The 15876-nt window shown below is 67.5% G+C and carries 21 protein-coding genes; 7 read left to right on the forward strand and 14 right to left on the reverse strand.

The features are described 5' to 3' along the window. Window positions 1-133: 133 nt before the first annotated feature. The 10 genes from DXK32_RS01300 to rpiB form a co-directional block, all read right to left on the reverse strand. Window positions 134-598 carry a hypothetical protein gene (locus DXK32_RS01300; protein WP_114856856.1) on the reverse strand — a complete coding sequence of 155 codons (465 nt, stop codon included), beginning with the start codon at window positions 596-598 and terminating at the stop codon, window positions 134-136. 83 nt (window positions 599-681) lie between these two features. After that, window positions 682-1686, reverse strand: a complete 1005-nt coding sequence (thiL, locus tag DXK32_RS01305) for a thiamine-phosphate kinase (RefSeq protein ID WP_114856857.1) — start codon at window positions 1684-1686, stop codon at window positions 682-684. After that, a complete protein-coding gene (nusB, locus tag DXK32_RS01310) occupies window positions 1664-2236 on the reverse strand; it encodes a transcription antitermination factor NusB (RefSeq protein ID WP_114856858.1) in 573 nt (190 codons plus the stop codon). Before nusB ends, thiL begins: the two co-directional genes overlap by 23 nt. 33 nt (window positions 2237-2269) lie before the next feature. Next, window positions 2270-2734: a 6,7-dimethyl-8-ribityllumazine synthase gene (locus DXK32_RS01315; protein WP_014240735.1), complete on the reverse strand. Its 465-nt coding sequence runs from the start codon at window positions 2732-2734 to the stop codon at window positions 2270-2272. Window positions 2735-2756: 22 nt separating this feature from the next. Then, entirely contained in the window at window positions 2757-3881 is a 1125-nt protein-coding gene (ribB, locus tag DXK32_RS01320; protein ID WP_114856859.1) for a 3,4-dihydroxy-2-butanone-4-phosphate synthase, read from the reverse strand. Beyond that, window positions 3878-4465, reverse strand: coding sequence for a riboflavin synthase (locus DXK32_RS01325; protein WP_114856860.1), 588 nt, complete (start codon window positions 4463-4465; stop codon window positions 3878-3880). The genes ribB and DXK32_RS01325 overlap by 4 nt, the downstream gene beginning before the upstream one ends. A gap of 113 nt (window positions 4466-4578) precedes the next feature. Beyond that, window positions 4579-5697: a bifunctional diaminohydroxyphosphoribosylaminopyrimidine deaminase/5-amino-6-(5-phosphoribosylamino)uracil reductase RibD gene (gene ribD, locus DXK32_RS01330; RefSeq protein ID WP_114856861.1), complete on the reverse strand. Its 1119-nt coding sequence runs from the start codon at window positions 5695-5697 to the stop codon at window positions 4579-4581. 17 nt (window positions 5698-5714) lie between these two features. Then, on the reverse strand, window positions 5715-6179 hold the full coding sequence (gene nrdR, locus DXK32_RS01335; RefSeq protein WP_014240731.1) for a transcriptional regulator NrdR: 465 nt from the start codon (window positions 6177-6179) through the stop codon (window positions 5715-5717). A gap of 32 nt (window positions 6180-6211) precedes the next feature. Further along, window positions 6212-7522, reverse strand: coding sequence for a serine hydroxymethyltransferase (gene glyA / locus DXK32_RS01340; protein ID WP_114856862.1), 1311 nt, complete (start codon window positions 7520-7522; stop codon window positions 6212-6214). A gap of 54 nt (window positions 7523-7576) precedes the next feature. Beyond that, window positions 7577-8008 (reverse strand): ribose 5-phosphate isomerase B, encoded by a 432-nt coding sequence (gene rpiB, locus DXK32_RS01345; RefSeq protein ID WP_114856863.1) that lies wholly within the window; start codon window positions 8006-8008, stop codon window positions 7577-7579. A gap of 538 nt (window positions 8009-8546) precedes the next feature. Here rpiB and DXK32_RS01350 point away from each other — a divergent pair. Beyond that, window positions 8547-8990, forward strand: coding sequence for a MucR family transcriptional regulator (locus tag DXK32_RS01350; protein ID WP_014240726.1), 444 nt, complete (start codon window positions 8547-8549; stop codon window positions 8988-8990). Between the two features lie 161 nt (window positions 8991-9151). Here DXK32_RS01350 and DXK32_RS01355 read toward each other — a convergent pair whose 3' ends face one another. Together DXK32_RS01355 and DXK32_RS01360 are read right to left on the reverse strand one after the other, a co-directional pair. After that, the gene (locus tag DXK32_RS01355; protein WP_247876921.1) at window positions 9152-9463 is read right to left on the reverse strand and encodes a hypothetical protein; all 312 of its coding nucleotides are present in this window, start codon (window positions 9461-9463) and stop codon (window positions 9152-9154) included. A gap of 327 nt (window positions 9464-9790) precedes the next feature. After that, window positions 9791-10033 carry a DUF6898 family protein gene (locus tag DXK32_RS01360; RefSeq protein WP_114856864.1) on the reverse strand — a complete coding sequence of 81 codons (243 nt, stop codon included), beginning with the start codon at window positions 10031-10033 and terminating at the stop codon, window positions 9791-9793. A gap of 128 nt (window positions 10034-10161) precedes the next feature. On the opposite strand from DXK32_RS01360, the gene DXK32_RS01365 reads away from it, so the two are divergent. The 6 genes from DXK32_RS01365 (at window position 10162) to DXK32_RS01390 (ending at window position 13221) form a co-directional block, all read left to right on the forward strand. Further along, on the forward strand, window positions 10162-10674 hold the full coding sequence (locus DXK32_RS01365; protein WP_114856865.1) for a ferritin-like domain-containing protein: 513 nt from the start codon (window positions 10162-10164) through the stop codon (window positions 10672-10674). 113 nt (window positions 10675-10787) lie between these two features. Further along, window positions 10788-11210 (forward strand): hypothetical protein, encoded by a 423-nt coding sequence (locus DXK32_RS01370; protein ID WP_114856866.1) that lies wholly within the window; start codon window positions 10788-10790, stop codon window positions 11208-11210. 80 nt (window positions 11211-11290) lie between these two features. Further along, window positions 11291-11710: a hypothetical protein gene (locus DXK32_RS01375; RefSeq protein ID WP_114856867.1), complete on the forward strand. Its 420-nt coding sequence runs from the start codon at window positions 11291-11293 to the stop codon at window positions 11708-11710. Further along, entirely contained in the window at window positions 11707-12168 is a 462-nt protein-coding gene (locus DXK32_RS01380; protein WP_114856868.1) for a DUF488 domain-containing protein, read from the forward strand. The genes DXK32_RS01375 and DXK32_RS01380 overlap by 4 nt, the downstream gene beginning before the upstream one ends. A gap of 8 nt (window positions 12169-12176) precedes the next feature. Continuing rightward, on the forward strand, window positions 12177-12626 hold the full coding sequence (locus DXK32_RS01385; RefSeq protein ID WP_114856869.1) for a GNAT family N-acetyltransferase: 450 nt from the start codon (window positions 12177-12179) through the stop codon (window positions 12624-12626). A gap of 172 nt (window positions 12627-12798) precedes the next feature. After that, window positions 12799-13221 carry a DUF4345 domain-containing protein gene (locus tag DXK32_RS01390; protein ID WP_114856870.1) on the forward strand — a complete coding sequence of 141 codons (423 nt, stop codon included), beginning with the start codon at window positions 12799-12801 and terminating at the stop codon, window positions 13219-13221. A 62-nt stretch (window positions 13222-13283) separates the two neighbouring features. On the opposite strand, the gene DXK32_RS01395 is transcribed toward DXK32_RS01390, so the two are convergent. Both DXK32_RS01395 and DXK32_RS01400 read right to left on the reverse strand, forming a co-directional pair. Continuing rightward, window positions 13284-14861, reverse strand: a complete 1578-nt coding sequence (locus DXK32_RS01395; RefSeq protein WP_114856871.1) for a cisplatin damage response ATP-dependent DNA ligase — start codon at window positions 14859-14861, stop codon at window positions 13284-13286. After that, window positions 14858-15876 (reverse strand): ligase-associated DNA damage response exonuclease (locus DXK32_RS01400; RefSeq protein ID WP_432612339.1); only part of this gene is annotated, 1019 nt, incomplete at its 5' end. The genes DXK32_RS01395 and DXK32_RS01400, both read right to left, overlap by 4 nt.

Below are 15876 nucleotides of genomic sequence, written 5' to 3' on the forward strand. Positions count from 1 at the left end.
GTGGATGACGGGCGAGTTGTTCCCAAAAAGGATGCCGAAGAGAATGGCACAATGCAACAGCCGCCACGCCCGAATAGGCGCGGCGATTTGGCCGAGGCGCTCCTGACTTTCGGATGGGATTTTTTAAGAACGGTTACAAATTGCGCTGGGTAACCACCTGAACAAGAACATTTTGCACCACGCCCTCGCCCACGACTTTCGCGGCCGCGGCGGCGAGTTTTTCTTTTACGGCAATGATGTTGACCAAGTTCCCGGTCATCACCGACCGGTCGTCCACGGCCGCATAAAGTGCCGACAGGCAGCGGTCGTAGACGAGCGGCTGGCGGGCCTGGACAAAGGGAACCTTGTCGAGAACGACCTCCAGCGTGACGACCACGGTCACGAATTGCTCGACCTTCTGCGTGCCGATGGCCGGGACGACCAACGGGGCCATGCGGACGAAGCCGGTGGGTGGCTTGGGCGGCGGCTCCTCCTTCTTGGGGGCCGACTCCTCATGCTCGACGAAATACTTGTTGTAGATCATCCAGCCGCCGAAGCCCGCACCGCCCAGCAGCAGCAGGCCCAAAACCAGCAATATGACGGCCTTGATCACGCCCATCCCTTCCCGGATACGGAACGGATTGAGCCTAGCGCCGCCCTGCTTTCGATTGCGTTAAGCGGAGTCGCGCGACGAAGGGGCTCTCAGAAATGGTCCCAGCCGCGAGTCGGCAGGTCGAGAACCCGCCCTTGCGGGTCGGTCACCGTGACCTCGCCCGCCGGCCCCTCCAGGAGATGGCCGATGGCGGTCACCGGCACCCCGGTCTCCGCCGACAGGGTGGCGAGCGCCGGAGCGGCGTCCTCCGCGGCGGTGAAGAGCAGCTCGTAGTCGTCGCCACCGGTCAGCGCCATGGCGAAACGCACCGGATCGCCGCCGATGACCGACCTCGCGGCCCCCGAGAGAGGCACCAGCCCCGACTCCAGCACCGCGGCGCAGCCCGATTCCTCACACAGATGGCCGAGATCCGCGACCAGCCCGTCGGAGACGTCAAGTCCGCCGGTCGCCAGCCCGACCAGACGCGGCCCCAGCGTGGTCCGCGGATCGGGACGCCGCAGGCGCCCGAGCAGCACGGCGCGCGCCGAGTCGTCGGCCACCTCCAGGGTGCCGTACGCGATTCGCAGGCCCAGCGCCGCGTCGCCGATGGTGCCGGTGACATAGACCCGGTCGCCGGGACGCCCGCCCCAGCGCGGCACCGCCCCGCCCTTCGGCACCAGACCGAAGGCGGTCACCGACAGGGTGATGGGGCCGGAGGTCGAGACCGAGTCGCCGCCCGCCAGGGCGATTCCGAAGCGGGCCTGATCCTCGCCCAGACCGGCGGCGAAGCCGGCCAGCCAGTCCTCCCCCACCGTCTTCGGCAGGGCGGTGACCAGCGTGTAGGCGTAGGGGACCGCGCCCATGGCGGCGAGGTCGGACAGGTTGGTGCGCAGCAGCTTCGCGGCGATGTCGCCAGGCGCGTCGTCGGGGAAAAAATGGACACCCGCCACCATGGCGTCCGTGGTGACGACCAGTTCCTGGTCCGCCGGAACGCCGAACACGGCGGCGTCGTCGGCAAGCCCGCGGGCGCCCGGAAAACCGGACGCCAGCGGCCTGAAATAGCGGTCGATCCGCCCGAATTCGCCGAGCGGCTTACCGGTCTCTGGACTGGTCACGGCTGGGGTCCGGCTGGGCCAGTTCGTCCGGCCGCAACGCGCGGGCCACATGGTCGAGCACGCCGTTCACCATGCCCGGCTCGCGCGCCGCGAAGAAGGCGTGGGCCACGTCCACATATTCGCTGATGAGGATGCGCGGGTGCGTGTCGTTGTGGACGAACAGCTCATAGGCGCCGGCCCGCAGGATGGCGCGCATCAGCAGTTCCAGGCGGTCCAGCGCGTAGCGCGGCTCCAGGGCCGAGGCCAGCACCCCGTCCACCTCCGCCCGGCGGTGCGCGGCGCCGCGAACGATGTCGGCGAACAGCTGCGGGTCGGCGGCGACGAACTTCGCGCCGTCGATCTCCTCCCCCAGCCGGTGATTGACGAACTCGCCGATCACGGATTCCACGGCGATGCCGGTCGGTTCGATCTGGTTCAGGTCGATCTGGTACAGGGCCTGGACGGCGGCAAGGCGGGCGGCCTTGCGCCGGGCCTTGGCCGATCCGCCACCCGTCCGGTTCCGGGAGCCGCGCTTCTGTTTCGCGCGGCCAGCCGCGTCGTCGTTGCTCATGATGCTCTTACTGTCAGGAATGGCACCGCGGGGTTACCGCGGATAGAGGCGGAATTGGCGCTTGAGTTCGATCATGTCAAGGCAGGCGCGCGCCGCGAAACCGCCCTTGTTCTTGGCGGTCACGGAGGCCCGCGCCCAGGCCTGCTCGCGGTTCTCCACCGTCAGCACGCCGTTGCCGATGGCCAGCGCGTAGCGCAGCGCGAGGTCCTGGAGGCCGCGGGCGCTCTCGTTGCAGACGATGTCGTAATGGGTGGTCTCGCCGCGGATCACGCAGCCCAGCCCGACATAGCCGTCGAAGCGCTTGCGCGCCGTGAAGAAGTCCATGGAACGCAGGGCGTACAGGATCGCCGCCGGAATTTCCAGGCATCCCGGAACCGAGACGCGCTGGTAGGTGGCGCCCTCCTTCTCGATCTCGGCGATGGCGCCTTTCACCAGCTCGTCGGCGATGTCCTCGTAGAAGCGGGCTTCCACGATCATCAGATGGGGCTTTTCGGTCATCTCAGGGTCGCTCGGCTGGCCGTTACTGGTCTTGCAGGGGAATCGGGCGGTGGCCGAGCACGGTCAGGCCGTACCCCTCCAGCCCGATGATGGACTTCTTGCGGTTCGACAGCAGAACCATGTCGCGCACGCCCAGGTCCAGCAGGATCTGCGCGCCGACTCCATAATCCCGCAGGGCGGGGGTCGGGTTGTCGTGGCCTTCCAACCGCGCCAGCACCGATTCGGTCAGGCTGTTGGCCATCGGCTCGCGCAGCAGGACGATGACGCCGCGGCCTTCCCGCGCGATCATCTCCATGGAGGCCTGAAGCTCCCCGTCGCGCGCGGCGCTTTTGTCGCCCAGCACGTCGTCCAGCACCGACAGGGCGTGCATGCGCACCAGCACCGGCTCGTCACCGGAGATGTCGCCGCGCACCAGAGCGATGTGCTCCGCGTAGGCCACCTTGTTGACGTAGACGTACATCTGGAAGCGCCCGCCGAAGCGGCTGTCCAGCGTCGCCGCCAGCTTCTGCTCGACGATCGTCTCGGTGCGGCGGCGGTAAGCGATCAGGTCGGCGATGGTGCCCACCTTCAGCCCGTGGAACTGGGCGAATTTCACCAGATCCGGCAGGCGGGCCATGGTGCCGTCGTCGTTCATGATCTCGCAGATCACGCCCGCCGCGGTCATGCCGGCCATGCGGGCGATGTCCACCGACGCTTCCGTATGGCCGGCGCGGACCAGCACGCCGCCGTCGCGGGCCAGCAGCGGAAAGACGTGGCCCGGCGTGACGATGGCGTCCGGCCCGGCCGCCGGGTCGATGGCGACCTGGATGGTGCGGGCGCGGTCGGCGGCGGAGATGCCGGTCGTCACACCTTCGCGCGCCTCGATGGAGACGGTGAAGGCGGTCTGGTGGCGGGTGCCGTTCTGCTGCGCCATCAAGGGCAGGCGCAGCCGCTCGATGTGGTTCTGGTCCATGGCGAGGCAGATCAGGCCGCGCCCGTACTTGGCCATGAAGTTCACGGCCTCGGGAGTCGCGCACTGGGCCGGGATGACCAGATCGCCTTCGTTCTCGCGGTCCTCGTCATCGACAAGGATGAACATCTTGCCCTGACGCGCCTCCTCGAGGATCTCCTCGGGGCGCGACAGATACTCGTGAAACTCGGACGTCATTCCTGCCCTGCCAGCCGCGCCACATACCGCGCGAGCATATCGATTTCCAGGTTCACCCGGTCCCCGGCCTTCAGCGCGCCGAAGGTCGTCGCGTCCTGGGTGTGCGGGATGATGTTCACGCCGAAGCGCGCACCATCGACCTCGTTCACCGTCAGCGACACGCCGTCCAGCGCCACCGACCCCTTGGAGGCGATGTATTTCGCCAGGGCGGCCGGCGCCTCGAAGGTGAAACGCTTGGATTCGCCGTCGGGACGCACATCGACCACGGTGGCGACGCCGTCGACATGACCGGACACGATGTGCCCGCCCAGCTCGTCGCCGACCTTGAGCGCCCGCTCCAGATTGACGCGCGTGCCTTCGGCCCAGCCGCCCAGAGTCGTCTTCGACAGGGTCTCGGCGGAGGCCTGGACGGCGAACCAGCCCGGCCCCTTCTCGACGACGGTCAGACAGACGCCGTTGTTGGCGATGGACGCGCCGATGGGAACCGTCTCCATAGCGAAGACGGTCTCGACGGTGAACCGGGTGTCGCCCTGCCGTTCCACGGCCCGAACGCGCCCAACATCGGTGATGATTCCGGTGAACATGGGCCGGCAATTTAGCAGGTTTTCAATCGTGTGAAAGATTCATCCGCACGGCGTGGCACGCAACGGACTGTTGCGCCCGGCACGGTGCCGGACGGCGCGGATTCTCGGGCCGCTCAACCGCGGCGGACGTAGCTTTCCACGAGGTCTTCCCCGGCCGGACGCAGGTCGGTCCGGCGGAACAGCGCCATGCGCTCCAACCCGTCCACCCCGAAGGCCTGAACCGCCGGCAGCCCGTCACCGCCCATGACGGAGGCGGCGCGGAACCATTCCAGCCGGTCCACCAGATTCGCCCGCAGCAGCGACGCCGCCAGCGTGGCTCCCCCCTCCACCAGCACGCGGGTCAGGCCACGGCGGGCCAGGGCGGCGCTCGCCTCGACCAGATCCGGCAGGCCCGCAGCGTCGGCGGGCACGCGGATGACCTCGACTCCACAGTCCTGGAACACGGCCAGACGCGCGGGGTCGGCATCCTCCCGCGTGACGACCCAGGTCGGCATGGACCGCGCGCTCACGGCCAGCTTCCCGGTCAGCGGCAGGCGCAGCCGGCTGTCCACCACGATGCGCACGGGCGAACGATGGCCCAGCCCCGGCAAACGGCAGGTGAGTTCCGGATCGTCGGCGAGCGCGGTGCGGATGCCCACCATGATCGCGTCGTGGGTGGCCCGCAGCCGATGGCCCCAAGCCCGCGCCGTCGGCCCGGTGATCCATTGCGATTGGCCGCTGTGGGTGGCGATGCGCCCGTCCAGCGTCGTTGCCGCCTTGAGCGTATAGAGCGGGCGGTCGTCCTGGATGCGCCGGAAAAAGCCTTCGTTGAGCGTCCAGGCCGCATCCTCGCAGACGCCGGTGTCCACGGCGATCCCGGCGGCACGCAGCCGCTCCAGCCCGCCGCCGGCCACCCGCGGGTCGGGATCGCCGCAGGCCACCACCACCCGCGCCACCCCGGCTTCCACCAAGGCCAGAGCGCAAGGCGGAGTTTTCCCGTAATGGTTGCAGGGCTCCAAAGTCACATAGGCGGTGGCGCCGTGCGCCGCCCCACCGGCCCGGGCCAGGGCTTCCGTCTCGGCGTGGGGCCGTCCGCCCGGCTGGGTCCAGCCGCGCCCGACCACCACGCCGTCGCGCACGATGACGCAGCCCACCGCCGGGTTCGGCCATGTGTTGCCAAGCCCGCGCGCCGCCAGGGCCAGCGCGGCCCGCATGTGGCGGAGGTCGTCGGGATGGATGGCTTGCTTCGCCATGGGCGCCGCCCGCCCCCTCAGCCGTTCTGGGCTTCGGGGGCGAGCTGCTCGACGAACTCGTTGAAGTCCGACGCCTCGCGGAAGTCCTTGTAGACCGAGGCATAGCGGATGTAGGCGACCTGATCGAGTGTCTGGAGCGCCACCATGATCATCTCGCCGATCTGCTTCGACGGGATCTCGCTCTCGCCGGAGGATTCGAGCTGGCGCACCAGACTGTTCACCACCCGGTCGATGCGGTCGGCGTCGATCGGGCGCTTGCGCAGGGCGATGCGCATGGAGCGCAGGAGCTTTTCGCGGTCGAAAGGCTCCCGCTGGCCGGTGCTCTTCACCACCGTCAGCTCACGGAGCTGAACGCGCTCGAAGGTGGTGAAGCGCGCGCTGCAACTGGGGCAGAACCGCCGCCTGCGGATCGCCGAGTTGTCCTCGGTCGGTCGCGAGTCCTTGACCTGGGTGTCCTCGTGTCCGCAGAACGGGCAGCGCATGTCCGGCCTTTCCCCTTAGTCGGTCGTGATGATTACAGCGTCGGGTAGATGGGGAAGCGGCGGCACAGCTCGCGCACCTCTTCCCGCACCTTCGCCTCGACCGCCGCGTTGTCGCCGGAGTTGCTGGCGGCCAGACCGTCCAGCGTCTCGACGATCAGACGGCCGACCTGCTCGAACTCGGCCACGCCGAAGCCACGGGTGGTGGCCGCCGGGCTGCCCAGGCGGACGCCGGAGGTGATCATCGGCTTCTGCGGGTCGAACGGGACGCCGTTCTTGTTGCAGGTCATGCCGGCGTGCTCCAGGCTCGCCTCGGCGGCCTTGCCGGTCAGGTTCTTCGGACGCAGGTCGACCAGCACGATGTGACTGTCGGTGCCGCCGGACACGATGTCCAGCCCGCCCTCGATCAGCACCTTCGACAGGGCGCGGGCGTTGTCGAGGACGCTCTTGGCGTAGGTCTTGAACTCCGGACGCAGCGCCTCGGCGAAGGCCACCGCCTTGGCGGCGATGACGTGCATCAGCGGGCCGCCCTGCAGGCCGGGGAAGATCGCCGAGTTGATCTTCTTGGCGATTTCCTCGTTGTTGGTCAGCACCATGCCGCCGCGCGGGCCGCGCAGCGTCTTGTGGGTGGTGGTGGTGACCACGTCGGCGTAGGGGAACGGGCTCGGGTAGACGCCGCCGGCGATCAGGCCGGCGTAGTGGGCGATGTCCACCATGAAGTAGGCGCCGACCTCGTCCGCGATGGCGCGGAAGCGCTGGTAGTCGAGGACGCGCGGGTAGGCGGAGCCGCCGGCGATGATGAGCTTCGGCTTGTGCTCGCGGGCCAGACGCTCGACCTCGTCGAAGTCGATCAGGTGGTCGTCACGGCGCACGCCGTACTGCACGGCCTTGAACCACTTGCCCGACAGGTTCGGGGCGGCGCCATGGGTCAGGTGGCCGCCGGCGGCCAGCGACATGCCGAGGATGGTGTCGCCCGGCTGGAGCAGGGCGAGGTTGACCGCCTGGTTGGCCTGCGACCCGGAGTTCGGCTGGACGTTGGCGAAGCCGCAGCCGAACAGCTTGCAGGCGCGCTCGATCGCCAGCGTCTCGGCCACGTCCACATACTCGCAACCGCCGTAGTAGCGCCGGCCCGGATAGCCCTCGGCGTACTTGTTGGTCATGACCGAGCCTTGGGCCTCCAGCACCGCCTGCGAGACGATGTTCTCGGACGCGATCAGCTCGATCTGCTCCTGCTGGCGGACCAGCTCGTCGCGCACCGCGCGGGCCAGTTCGGGATCGGTCTCGGCAAGCGAGGCGGCGAAGAAACGGCCGATCTCGGCGCGGGGGTCGGCGTTGGTCACGGTCATGGCAGGGCAGGTCCTTGGTTCAGAAAGCAGTCACGGGCCGGGTGAAGGGCCGTCTCATCCCATCTTGGCGATTCGCCGGCTGTGCCGTTCACCGCCTTCGAAATCGGTCGTCAGGAAGGCGTCCACGCAATCCTTCGCGATCTCCGCGCCGATGATGCGCGCGCCCAGCGCCACCACGTTCGCGTCGTTGTGCTGGCGCGCGAGGCGGGCGGTGGTCACGTCATGCACCAGGGCGGCACGGATGCCCGGATGGCGGTTCGCCGCGATGCTGATACCGATGCCGCTGCCGCAGATCAAGACGCCGCGCGCCGCGCGCCCGTCGTTGATGGCGCCGGCCAGCGCCGTGGCGAAATCCGGATAGTCCACCGATTCCGGACCGTTGCAGCCGAGGTCCAGCACCTCGTGGCCGGCGCCGGCCAGCCAGGAGGCGATCTGGACCTTCATCTCGTACCCCGCGTGATCGGACGCGATCGCGATGGTGCTCATGAAAGAAAAACTCCGTGCACGAATACGAATGGCGCCGGCCCGGCGGGAAGACCCGGCGGAGACGGCGGCACGGCGCGCAAGCTACCAGATGTCGCCCCGAACCGCCAGAAGGACACAACGCACAGGGGCTTTGCGCCGGGCACAGAACCGCAAAAGAGGGAATGCGGGGGGACCGGCGCAGGGAAGGACGGCGTGATCCGCGATACATGCCGAGAACAAACGTTTCTCTATTTCCCGCGCCCGTTGACGTTAACGGCCAGTAAGCATGTTGAGCGATTCGGTGTCACACCACGAATCGGTCAGTTGCGGTGCCCGATTCCCATGGTCTTGCCTAGCTTCTTCGCACTAGACGATGCCTAAACGCGGGGCAGTGCAGCCCCAGGCCGGCCATTTCCTGGGACATCTGATTTGCGGCGCCTTGTAACTTCATGCAGATCGCAAATAACTTAATTCGCTGCTTTCGAAATTATATTGACACCCAAATCACGCTGTGCAACTTGGTTGCTAGGGACAAAATGAAAAATCAGGACTAATGGCAATGAGTGACCAGCTTCGCGCCGATGTGCCCGATAACGAGCTTCTGCGGATGACCGCGGACATCGTCTCCGCATATGTCAGCAAGAACGTTCTGCCGGCGCAGCAGATTCCCGAGGTGATCAACACGGTCTACTCGTCGCTGACCGGGCTGAACACGCAGCCCCGAGAGATTCCGTCGGAGCCTCTGAAGCCCGCCGTGCCGATCCGCAAGTCGGTGACGCCCGAATACATCGTGTGCCTGGAAGACGGCAAAAAGCTGAAGATGCTGAAGCGCCATCTGCGCTCCACCTACAACATGTCGCCGGACGAATACCGGGCGCGCTGGAGCCTGCCGCCCGACTATCCGATGGTCGCGCCGAACTACGCGGCGCAGCGTTCCGAGTTCGCCAAGCGCATCGGCCTCGGCCGCAGCTCCGGCCGCCAGACCCGCCGCAAGGCCGGCTGAGCGCCAGCACCGTCCTGAACGAACAGGGCCGGCTCTCCCGATGGGAAGCCGGCCCTGTGTCGTTTCGCGGTCCTGTCTTCACGGGTCCGGGCCGTCCGAACTATCCGGGCCGTCCGGACCATGGCGTGCGGGAATGTTGCCGCCCCCTCCCGCGCCTCTCATCACCCGCAGTTGCGGCCCGACAGACGACAGTTGAACCGCTCGACATTGCGGGTCAGTTCCTGCCCTGTGCTGGTGTTTTCCTCGTTCAGGCAGCGCAGATAGTCCATGGTCTTGTCCACATACTCCTTCACCTCGAACTGGCAGCCGGCCATCTTGTCCGCGCTGACGAAGGTGGTGGTGTCGCTCATGCAGAGCGGGACGCCGGGCTTCGTGCAGATGATGGTGGTTTCCGACCACGCCGCCGGGCTTTGCAGCGCCACGGCCAGCACCAGCAACACCGCCGCCGGCTTCAGGGTCTCTTTGAACAGCACGGGCATTCTCCGCAAGACCGTCACGCAACGCATTGCGATCGTCTCCCTCCGCATTCGGTCAGGATCGACGCGACTGGAACGCATTGTTCGGAAAGCGCGTCGGTCCGTTCGTTCGTGGAATGGTTTCTACAGGCGTTACATCCGATGCACCAGTGCCCACGGCGCGGCATAGGTCTAGAGTCGGAATCGAGCAGTTCACCCCCGGAACGGTTCCGCAGGTCCGGCACCGGGATGTCAGTGCTCACCATCAGCAGAAGCCAAGACTAGCCGCGCCCCCCGCCCCGCCGGGAGGGCGCGCTTCTTGGCGTTTGCAGGTCCGGATCCGCGTCAGCGTTTGGCCGCGTCGCGCTTCAGGACGAACTGGAGCTTGCTGATCGCCGTCCGCTTCAGCAGTTCCAGGCTGCCGGTGGCCGGCCCGACGACCGACACCTCCGTCGCGGTGACCGGATCGATGGCCATCACCTTCAGGTAGCTGCCGACCCGCTGGAACTCGAACAGCACCTCGCCGACGGCGCTTCCTCCGCCGTTCCCAGCCGCCTGGCCCTTTCCGGGCGCCCGATTGCCCACCATCGCTTTTTCTCCATCGCCGGACTGCGCCGGTCTCGATTCCACCTTAGCACAGCGCAACCGCACCGGAACCCCGTCTGCTACGTGCTGTTGTTGGCGGACGACGAACACAGCAAGGGAGCACCGGCACCATGGCAGCCAAAACCATGCAGGATCTGCTGATCGAAGAACTCCGCGACATCTACCACGCCGAAAAGCAGCTCACCAAGGCTCTGCCGAAGCTGGCCAAGGCGGCGCACTCCGAAAAGCTCCGCGCGGCCTTCGAGTCCCATCTGGAGGAAACCCGCGGCCAGATCGAACGGCTCGAACAGGTGTTCGAGGAACTGGACACCCGCACCCGCGGCAAGCATTGCGACGCGATGGAGGGGCTGATCAGCGAGGCCCGCGAGATCATGGAGATGGGCCTCGCCCCGGAGGTTCAGGACGCCGCCCTGATCGCCGCCGCCCAGAAGGTGGAGCATTACGAGATCGCCAGCTACGGCACCGTCCACGCCTACGCCACCGCCTGCGGCCTCACCAAGGTGGCGGATCTGCTGGAGCAGACCCTGAATGAGGAGAAGGAAACCGATAAGAAGTTGAACGTTCTTGCAATCAATGATGTGAACAAAAAAGCGATGCAGGCCGGCGGTCAAAAGGCCGCCTGAGACCGGCGCGCCGGGTCATAAGCCGAATCTCTTGTTACAGCGGGCACTGTTGAAGACGGGCGGTCGAGCCCCTACTATCGGGGTCACCCAATCGATTTTTCCGGTGCCCGCTTATGCGCAGGGTCGCGTCCTTTCTCGGCTTCCTTTTCGTCGCCGCCACGATCGCCGGATGGACAACGGCGGCCCGGGCGGCGGAGGGGCCGGCGGCCCTGCCGCCTTCCGTCCGCATCAAGCCGGTGATGGTGCCCATCGTCACCCGCGGGCAGGTGGAACGCTACACCCAGATCGAGGTGATGCTGGAGGTGGCGAACGCCACGCGGCTGGGGGAAGTCCAGGTTGCCATCCCGCGGCTGCACGACGCCACGCTGCGCGCGGTCTATCTCGGCATCGAGGAGGGATGGATCGTCCGCGGCAACATCGCCAACATGCCCGCCCTGCGGCGCAAGATCGACGAGGAAAGCGTCAAGCTGTTCGGCAAGGACGTCGTCAGCCGCATCCTCATCACGCCGCTGTCCCGGCAATCCTCCTTTCCCTGACCCCCCCTCCTTTTTCCGGAGGTTGCCTCCTCGGGCGGTTCGCGGCAGCATGGCCGCCTGACCGGTGAGGAAACGCGAGAATGGCCGTGGTGTATGTGGCGCGGAGTGCCACGCTGACGAAGTGGGCGTCCGACGTCGGACAGGGAAAGCACATTTTCAAGCTGGGTGTGGCGGCCGACAAGGACGAGGCCAAGGCCGCAATCGACGCCGGCTGGGCGGGCGAAGGCGACTGGCGCCTGATCCACAGCCAGGAGGTGCCGGACCTTGAGGAGGAGGCGGTGATCGAGCGCCTGATGCGCAAGGAGAAGGTCATCGATCCGACCTACTACCCAAAGCTGAAGGGCGCCTCCGGCGTCTTCCGCATCACCTTGGCCAACGTGCAGAACAGCCTTCTCGTCGCCAAGGCCATGTCCGCCGACGAGCCGCTGAGCGACGTCAAGGTGAAGCCGAAAGACATCGGGGAATACATGATCCGCAACGCCCTGCCCTCCCCGTCATGAGCAGCCCGCCGCTCTACACCATTGGTTACGAAGGCGCCTCCTTCGACTCCGTCCTGCGTGCGTTGAAGGCGCGGGGCGTCGGCGTCCTGCTGGATGTGCGCGAGTTGCCCTTGTCCCGCCGCGCCGGCTTCTCCAAGAGGCCGCTGTCCGCGGGGCTGGAAGAGGCCGGGATCGGCTACGTTCACTTGAAGGGGCTGGGCACGCCCAAGGAAGGCCGCGTCGCCGCCCACCAGGGCGACCTGGAGCGTTTCTGGTCGATCGTCGAAGCGAAGATGCAGACGCCGGAAGCCGAGCACGACCTGAGCCGCGCCGCCGTCCTGGCGGGGGAAAAGCCGGCCTGCCTGCTCTGTTTCGAAGCCTCGCCGCACCTTTGCCACCGGCTCCGCGTCGGCGAGGCCCTTCACCGCCGGTTCGGCTTCACGGTGGAGCATCTGAACCCCACCGACTTCTCTTTCTAGGGGCTGACATGCATTCCCGCTGGTACCGCTTCGCCGATCTGTCCGCCGGCGCCTTCCACGACATGCTCCAGCTCCGCCAGAGCGTGCTGGTGGTCGAGCAGGCTTCGCCCTTCCCCGACCTCGACGGGCGCGACCCGGTGGCGCAGCATCTGGCGTTTTACGACGGCGACGCGCCGACGCCGGTCGGCTACGCCCGCATTTTCGGCCCGGATGCGGAGACCGGAGCCACCTCCTTCGGGCGTCTGGCGGTCGCACCGGCGTGGCGCGGCAAGGCGCTGGGCCGCCGGTTGGTCGCCGAATGCCTGGAGCGACTGGCCCGGGAATGGCCGCAGAACGACGTTCAGATCAGCGCGCAGCTTTACCTGGAGAGTTTCTACGGGAGCTTCGGCTTCCGGCGCGTCAGCGAGATTTATGATGATGTCGGCATCGACCACATCGATATGCGGTTGAGCCGGTAAAGCCCACGCCATGAACAACTCACGGCATTGGGGGTGCGGAAATGGCTGGCGCCGAAGAAGCCGGCCGGACGATATGCACACACAAATAACCTTGAGTTGATTTTATTTTTCTTATGTGCAATTTTCTCCGCCCACACTGAGGGGTGGGAAGGGTGATTTCAGGAGGGCCGCAATGCTGCTCGTGTTGCTTTTGCGCATCAATGCCGTGCTGTTCGCTTTGTTCGGAATCGCCTTCGTGCTGCAACCAGCCGAAATGGCCCACATCCTGACCGGCACTTTCCCGCAGACAGCCAGCGCCCTGACGGACATGCGCGCGACCTACGGCGGCATACCGCTCGGCTTTGCAGCCTTCCTGGGCTGGGCCGGCTTCACGCGGCAGGCCGAGCGCACCGCAGGTTTGGCGGTCTTGCTGGTCCTTGCCGGCTTGGCCTTGGGGCGGGTCGTCGGCATCCTCGTCGATGGCTCGTTGAACGCCATCATCACGGCGCTGCTGCTGTCCGAATTGCTTGGCGTGGCCTTGATGGCGGCGGCTTTGAAAAGGCCGTTCACGATGGCGTTGCGGGGTTCGTTACAATCACCCCGTCAGCAACAATGACCGGTGTCTTGCCCCGTGCATCCAGGCGGCTCTGATATCCGCCGTGGCGTCCACCGCAGACCTCATCCCATGACCATCGCCTGAAGCGTCTCCAGCCGGTCGGCCTCCGCCGCCGGCTTGTCCCAGCGGATGCGGTGGACGCGCGGGAAGCGCATGGCCAATCCGCTCTTGTGACGGTTCGACGGGTGCACGCTGTCGAAGGCGACCTCCAGCACCAGACCCGGCTCCACCTCCCGCACCGGGCCGTAGCGGCGGGTCGTGCGGTTCCGCACCCAGCGGTCGAGCTCCACCAGCTCCGCGTCCGTGAAGCCGAAATAGGCCTTGCCGACCGGCACCAGCTCCTCGCCGCGCCAGACGCCGAAGGTGAAGTCCGAATAGTAGCTGGACCGCTTGCCGTGCCCGCGCTGGGCGTACATCAGCACGGTGTCGAGGGTCAGTGCCCCGCGCTTCCATTTGAACCAGGGCCCCTTGGGACGCCCGGCGACATAGACGCTGTCCTTGCGCTTCAACATCAGCCCTTCGATGCTGTTCTCCCGGCTGCCCTCGCGCAGGCCCTTCAGCGCCTCCCAGCCCTCGAAGGGCACCAGCGGCGACAGGTCCATCCGCCGGGGCCGCACCGCGTCGTGCCAGCGCTCCAGCCGGGCGCGCCGCTCGGTGAAGGGCAGGCCGCGCAAATCCTCCTCGCCATCGAACAGGATGTCGTAGAGCCGCACCCAGGCGGGAAACTCCTTGAGCATCGCGGCGGTGACCGTCTTGCGGTTCAGCCGCTGCTGGAGGTCGTTGAAGGGCGCGATCGCGCCCTCGTCGCGGGCGACCAGCAGCTCGCCGTCCAGCACGGCGTCGAAGGTCATGTGGTCCGCGATGTCCGGGAAGGCGCCGGACACGTCGTCGCCGGTGCGGCTATAGATTCGCCGCTCGCCGCCGCGGGCCGCCAGCTGCACGCGGATGCCGTCCCATTTCCATTCCGCGGCGTAATCGGCCGGATCGAGCCCGGCCATGTCCTCCTCCTCCAGCGGGTGGGAGAGCATCAGCGGGCGGAAGCCGGCGCCCTTCCCCGCCGCCGGCCGGTCGGACTTCCCCTCCAGCCAGGCGAACAGATCGGCGTAGGGCGGTGTCAGCCCATGCCAGCATTCCTCGAGATCGCCGAGATCGACCTTGCCCCACTCCGCCAGCGCCGTCTTGGCCAGCCGCGCCGACACGCCCACCCGCAGGCTGCCGGTGATCAGCTTGAGCAGCGCGAAGCGGCCCGAGGAATCCAGCGTGTCGAGCCAGCCCTCCACCAGCCCCATCACCTGCCCGCGCTTGGCCGCGCGCAGCGTCTCCACCACCTCGGTCATGGACGGCGGCAGGCTGTTCGCCCGCTCCGGACGCTCCGGCCAGATCAGCGCCACCGTCTCGGCGAGGTCGCCGACATAGTCGTAGGACAGGGCGAACAGCTCGGGATCGACGCGGGTGGCGACCAGTTGCCGGATGGCCGCCGGCTTGGCCTCGTGGAAGACCAGCGATTCCGTCAGGGCCGCCAGAGCCCAGCCACGGTCGGGGTCCGGCGTGGTGGCGAAGAAATCGGCCAGCAGGCGGATCTTTCCATTGCGCGCCGGCATGAAGACCAGCCCGTCGATCAGCGCGGAGAAGTTCCTCACGCCCCCTCCTCCTCGAAGCCGACCAGGGCCAGGGCGCGGGCGCGGATGCCGCGCTGGGTCGCGTGGTGGACCAGCGCCTCCTCCCGGCCGTGGGTCACCCAGACCTCGGGTGCCGCGACCTCGTCGAGGGTCTGGACCAGCTCGTCCCAATCGGCGTGGTCGGAGATGACCAGCGGCAGCTCGACGCCCCGCTGGCGCGCCCGCTGGCGGACGCGCATCCAGCCCGAGGCCATCGCCACCACCGGGTCGGTCAGCCGCCGCGCCCAGCGGTCGGCCACCGCGCCCGGCGGGGCCAGCACCAGGGCGCCCTTCAGCTCCTCCTTCGCCGCGACGGTGGCCGGGCGAAGCTCGCCCAGCGGCACGCCGAAGCCCTCGTAGAGCTTGCAGATCGGCTCCAGGGCGCCGTGCAGATAGATCGGCCGATCGTAGCCGGCGGCGCGCAGCAGGGAGATCACCCGCTGGCATTTGCCCAGCGCGTAGGCCCCGACGACATGGCTGCGCTCGGGAAAGATCGACAGCGAGTGCAGCAGCTTGTCGATCTCCCCCAAATCCGGCGGGTGGCGGAAGACCGGCAGGCCGAAGGTCGCCTCGGTGATGAAGACGTCGCAGGGAACCGGTTCGAACGGGGCGCAGGTTCGGTCGAAGCGCCGCTTGTAGTCGCCGGACACCACCACCCGCGTCCCCGCATGCTCCAGCACCACCTGCGCGCTGCCCAGCACATGGCCGGCGGGGACCAGCCGCACCGTCACGTCGCCGATGCGGATCGCGTCGCCGTAGTCGAGCGTCTGCGTGGTAGCCCCCGCCCCCTCGCCCAGCCGCTGCCGCATGATGGCGAGCGTCCCGGCGGTGGCGAGCACATGGGCGTGGCCGGGCCGGGCGTGGTCGGAATGGCCGTGGGTCACCACGGCGCGCTCCACCGGGCGCAGCGGGTCGACGTAGAAGCCGCCGGGCTCGACGTAGAGTCCCTCGGGGCAGACCTTCATCCAGCGTTCGGCGGGGGGGCGGGGGCTACCAC

Source organism: Azospirillum brasilense, assembly GCF_003349955.1.
GTDB classification, from domain to species: Bacteria; Pseudomonadota; Alphaproteobacteria; order Azospirillales; family Azospirillaceae; genus Azospirillum; species Azospirillum brasilense_B.

What these genes read in the sequence shown, in the direction of transcription:
- DXK32_RS01300 (WP_114856856.1), bottom strand. Translation starts at nt 598, where the DNA reads ATGGGCGTGATCAAGGCCGTCATATTGCTGGTTTTGGGCCTGCTGCTG.
- nusB (WP_114856858.1), bottom strand. Translation starts at nt 2,236, where the DNA reads ATGAGCAACGACGACGCGGCTGGCCGCGCGAAACAGAAGCGCGGCTCC.
- DXK32_RS01315 (WP_014240735.1), bottom strand. Translation starts at nt 2,734, where the DNA reads ATGACCGAAAAGCCCCATCTGATGATCGTGGAAGCCCGCTTCTACGAG.
- ribB (WP_114856859.1), bottom strand. Translation starts at nt 3,881, where the DNA reads ATGACGTCCGAGTTTCACGAGTATCTGTCGCGCCCCGAGGAGATCCTC.
- DXK32_RS01325 (WP_114856860.1), bottom strand. Translation starts at nt 4,465, where the DNA reads ATGTTCACCGGAATCATCACCGATGTTGGGCGCGTTCGGGCCGTGGAA.
- ribD (WP_114856861.1), bottom strand. Translation starts at nt 5,697, where the DNA reads ATGGCGAAGCAAGCCATCCATCCCGACGACCTCCGCCACATGCGGGCC.
- nrdR (WP_014240731.1), bottom strand. Translation starts at nt 6,179, where the DNA reads ATGCGCTGCCCGTTCTGCGGACACGAGGACACCCAGGTCAAGGACTCG.
- glyA (WP_114856862.1), bottom strand. Translation starts at nt 7,522, where the DNA reads ATGACCGTGACCAACGCCGACCCCCGCGCCGAGATCGGCCGTTTCTTC.
- rpiB (WP_114856863.1), bottom strand. Translation starts at nt 8,008, where the DNA reads ATGAGCACCATCGCGATCGCGTCCGATCACGCGGGGTACGAGATGAAG.
- DXK32_RS01350 (WP_014240726.1), top strand. Translation starts at nt 8,547, where the DNA reads ATGAGTGACCAGCTTCGCGCCGATGTGCCCGATAACGAGCTTCTGCGG.
- DXK32_RS01360 (WP_114856864.1), bottom strand. Translation starts at nt 10,033, where the DNA reads ATGGTGGGCAATCGGGCGCCCGGAAAGGGCCAGGCGGCTGGGAACGGC.
- DXK32_RS01365 (WP_114856865.1), top strand. Translation starts at nt 10,162, where the DNA reads ATGGCAGCCAAAACCATGCAGGATCTGCTGATCGAAGAACTCCGCGAC.
- DXK32_RS01370 (WP_114856866.1), top strand. Translation starts at nt 10,788, where the DNA reads ATGCGCAGGGTCGCGTCCTTTCTCGGCTTCCTTTTCGTCGCCGCCACG.
- DXK32_RS01375 (WP_114856867.1), top strand. Translation starts at nt 11,291, where the DNA reads ATGGCCGTGGTGTATGTGGCGCGGAGTGCCACGCTGACGAAGTGGGCG.
- DXK32_RS01380 (WP_114856868.1), top strand. Translation starts at nt 11,707, where the DNA reads ATGAGCAGCCCGCCGCTCTACACCATTGGTTACGAAGGCGCCTCCTTC.
- DXK32_RS01385 (WP_114856869.1), top strand. Translation starts at nt 12,177, where the DNA reads ATGCATTCCCGCTGGTACCGCTTCGCCGATCTGTCCGCCGGCGCCTTC.
- DXK32_RS01390 (WP_114856870.1), top strand. Translation starts at nt 12,799, where the DNA reads ATGCTGCTCGTGTTGCTTTTGCGCATCAATGCCGTGCTGTTCGCTTTG.